A 3508-nucleotide genomic window follows, 5' to 3' on the forward strand; every position below is an offset into this window, starting at 1 on the left:
ACAGCCTGCTCCACCACCAGGTCGGTCAACTGCCGCGGACCGAGAGACTGCACGGCCCGCAGAAAGTCCGCACGCTCCGGCTCGACCGGTCCCGCACCATGCGGCCTGCCCGCAGCAGAGAACCTGACACCCGCCTCGAACGCCGACAATGCCACCGCGACAGCATGGGCACAGAAGTCGTCCTCAACAGGCCCGACCTCGCAATCGCAATCCCCGATCAATGCCTGATCGACCACACCCACCCACGGCTGGAACCGGATCCCGCCATCGCAGACCACCGCCCGAGCACCGCCACCCACCGCTTCCAGGTCTCCCACGCCTTCATCCCGGAGCAATCGCTCAGCAGCACCGACCACCTGCGCCGAGATCGAACTGCGAAACGCGGAAACATCGATACGAACTGCCACGAGCGCCGACGATACCGCCACCGCCTTGAAGCAGAACAGAAGCGCCGAACCCGGCCATCTCCCCAGAGCCGTGAGCCGCCCATGCCCACCGCCAGAACAGGCGAACCGCCGATCGGACACCACCCAACCGACGGTTCGCATGCAAGATCAACGTGGGCCGGACGTTGCACCATGCAAACCACACCAACGTCGTCCCTGGCCGCCCACTGCCGGGACGTTTGACCAGCTCACGCGGCAATCAAAGTCCGGCTTGAGCACTGATGACGGCCAACTGGCCGCCGATCGAGTGCTCAGATTCAAACCGGATAGAGCCTCAGGCGATCTGCCGTAGGTCGCTGCCGTAGTCGAAGATGATCCGCATTCGGGCACCCAGCGCCCGCGCGTACCGGCTCAGCGTCGCCACCTCGTTGACGTCCAGATCGCCGTTCTCGATCTGACTCACCCGCCCCGGGGAGACACCCATGAGCTCAGCCACCTGCTTTTGCGTCAGCCCTAGGCGCTTGCGCTCCTCGGCCAGATGAAACGCGCTGACCCAGGCCTCGGTGCGGGCCCGCTCCCGCTCGATGGCCTCGTCGTCCCCGTCGTGCAACTCCGCACGGAGGTCTTCCCAGTCGTGGAACTCGCTCATGAGTTCTCCCTCCGCTTTCTCTCCGCTGCCAACCAGCCGTCGTACGCGGTCTCGGCGATCGGAATCGCCGTCCGATACCACCGACTCCAATCGCCGGTCTTGTTCCCGGCCACCAGCAGCACCGCCTGCGATCAGGGATCGAACACGAACAACACCCGGATCGCGACATCCCGGCCCGACCTCGGCCTGAGCTCCTTGAGGTTGGCGATACTCGATCCCTGCAACGTGTTGACCAATGGGCGTCCCGGACCTGGCCCGACCTCAGCGAGCATGTCGATGGCCACGTTCACCGAACGGTAGACCTCAGGATCCGACTGCCGCAGCGCTCGCAGCCACTCCCGCACGTCACCGGTGGTCTTGATCGACCATCGCCGCGGCGAACTCTCAGGCATGACCCGACTATAGCTCGAACTAAACATCGGGCATGCGATTTGCGCAATGCACCAGTCGACTTGCACAGAGTTGCAGGTCAGCGAGTTGTGGGCCGCCGGGGACTCGAACCCCGAACCTAAGGATTAAAAGTCCTCAGCTCTGCCATTGAGCTAGCGGCCCGCGCGATCAGGTTACCCGACAGCGCCGCCCGAGGCGGGATAGCGGGCCGCCAGGCGAGAAACCGCAGATCAGTAGCGGCATGGCTGCGGCTCGGGCGGTGGCGAGGCCGGCGCGGATGCTCAATCCTCAGGTGGCGGCTGCTCGAGCAGACGTCGAGCAGCCGGGTCACGGGAAATGGCGTCGAGGGCGCCGTGCCACGGGTAGGTGCCCAGGTGTGCGTCACCGGTTCCGGGTGGGTGGGGTTGCCACTGACCTGGGCCGTATATGACGCGTACGCCTTCGGCGCGCAGCGAGGCGACGGCGTGCTGGAAGGGCCGGCGCGCCGCGAGGGCGGTGTTCACAAAGGGCAGCACGCTCACGGGAGTACCTCGGCCGATGCCTTCGGCGACAACGTTGAGGGCGTACGTGTCATTGATTCCGGCGGCGAGTTTGTTGACGAAGTTGTACGTCGCGGGTGCCACGACGATGGCTTGTGCGGCGCCGGGGCGAGGCCCGGCGCCGCCGGAGGGCCGGTAGTCGCTACGTACCGCTCGTCCACTGAGCCGGGCGAGCTCACCAAGGTTGATCATCGAGCTGGCCATCGGAGTGGCAACGACGGTGACCTCCCATCCCCGGCGTTGCGCGAGTCCAACCAGCGTGCCGGCATGCTGCGCCGGTCCGGCACCGCAGACGACCAGGCACAGCGTCGAGGTGGCGCTGGTATCGGTCACGGCAGGACGCCGACGGTGGCGGCAAACTCTTGGGCGCGGCGCTTGGCCGACGCTGGCGAGCGCTGCACGATGTCGAGGACGAGCTGCTGCACGGCCGGCCGGCTGCGCACCTCCTCCGGAGCCTGCTGCTCCGCGCGCTGCACACACTCCAGGGCCTGGTCGCACTTACCCCACTGGGTGAAGGCGCGGGCGGCGTCCAGGAGCAGCATCGCCTTCCGCTCCGGCAGTTTCATCTGGCGCAGGTCCACGGTGCGGGCGAGTCGCACGGCGGTACCGGCGTCGCCGGACTCGACAGCTATCGCGACCCGATGCGCGGCGACGTTGGTCGGGCCGAACGCCGTCCAGCACACGTTGCGGTCCGCGCCCAAACGGGTGGCGGCGTGTTCGGCGTCGTCCAGCAATCTATGGGCCTGTGAGATGTCGCCGAGGCGGGCCGCGGCGACGGCACCGCGCAGCAGTAGCGCGCCGTACAACGACAGCGCAGCATCGGTGCGCATGTCCGTGCGCGCCGCGAGCCGGTCGGCGGCGGTCACGGCGACGTCGACGGCAGCGGCGGCGTGTCCGGCCGTCAGCAGCGTGTGTACGACGGCGCGGGTGCTGCTGGCCCGAATCAGTTCGTCGCCGGTACTTACCGCCGCGGTGAAGCTTCGGTCGGCGCAGATCGCCGCGAGTGCCGGCTCTTCGGCCTTCAGGAACAAGCCGCTGGCCACCTGGTACGCCTCCGCCGACAGCCGTCCCGCCGTGCGGGCCGAGGCACTCCCGGGCTCCTGTGCCAGTGCAAGCACAGAGGGCAAGTCGCGTGCCGCCGCGGCGTACCGGCTGTGCTGGTAGGAGGTATGGCTGCGCCGCAGCGCAACTTGGATTGCACGTGAACCGTCGCCTACGTTTCGTCGCGGGCCATCCCCGGCGGCGAAATGGTCTGTCACGGCGCTGGCCAGGGCTGTGAAGACCGCCGCTGTGACTCCGGTCAATGCTGCACGGCGCTGCATTCCCTCACCTGCACCCGGTACTTGCCCTGCCGCCGACCGTGCACTGTCGTCAACCCCGACCCGTCGAGATGGATTCAGCAAAGGGCTAGGCGTTACGGCCGTATCCCTGTCCGGGGCGAATTCAGGCAGTCGAAGCATTTGCCTCTACGAGTTCGGCGAATATCTCGGAGGGCTTCTTCCAATTGTGGATCTTACGGGGTCGGTCGTTGATTTCGGAAGCGA

General features: G+C 67.0%; 4 protein-coding genes, 1 tRNA gene and 1 pseudogene. All 6 read right to left on the reverse strand.

Annotation, left to right across the window (positions count from 1 at the left end; translation table 11 throughout):
* Positions 1-407 (reverse strand): annotated as a pseudogene (locus tag CLV70_RS38675) (hypothetical protein); the annotation flags it as partial.
* Between the two features lie 313 nt (positions 408-720).
* Positions 721-1035: a transcriptional regulator gene (locus CLV70_RS38680; protein WP_106131576.1), complete on the reverse strand. Its 315-nt coding sequence runs from the start codon at positions 1033-1035 to the stop codon at positions 721-723.
* A gap of 131 nt (positions 1036-1166) precedes the next feature.
* Positions 1167-1427, reverse strand: a complete 261-nt coding sequence (locus CLV70_RS38685; protein WP_425440289.1) for a type II toxin-antitoxin system RelE/ParE family toxin — start codon at positions 1425-1427, stop codon at positions 1167-1169.
* Between the two features lie 88 nt (positions 1428-1515).
* A tRNA-Lys gene (locus tag CLV70_RS38690) sits at positions 1516-1587 on the reverse strand.
* A 119-nt stretch (positions 1588-1706) separates the two neighbouring features.
* The gene (locus CLV70_RS38695; protein ID WP_106131578.1) at positions 1707-2297 is read right to left on the reverse strand and encodes a flavoprotein; all 591 of its coding nucleotides are present in this window, start codon (positions 2295-2297) and stop codon (positions 1707-1709) included.
* On the reverse strand, positions 2294-3286 hold the full coding sequence (locus CLV70_RS38700) for an XRE family transcriptional regulator (protein ID WP_158277949.1): 993 nt from the start codon (positions 3284-3286) through the stop codon (positions 2294-2296). The genes CLV70_RS38695 and CLV70_RS38700 overlap by 4 nt, the downstream gene beginning before the upstream one ends.
* Positions 3287-3508 lie beyond the last annotated feature (222 nt).

The organism is Pseudosporangium ferrugineum, assembly GCF_003002065.1.
GTDB lineage: Bacteria > Actinomycetota > Actinomycetes > Mycobacteriales > Micromonosporaceae > Actinoplanes > Actinoplanes ferrugineus_A.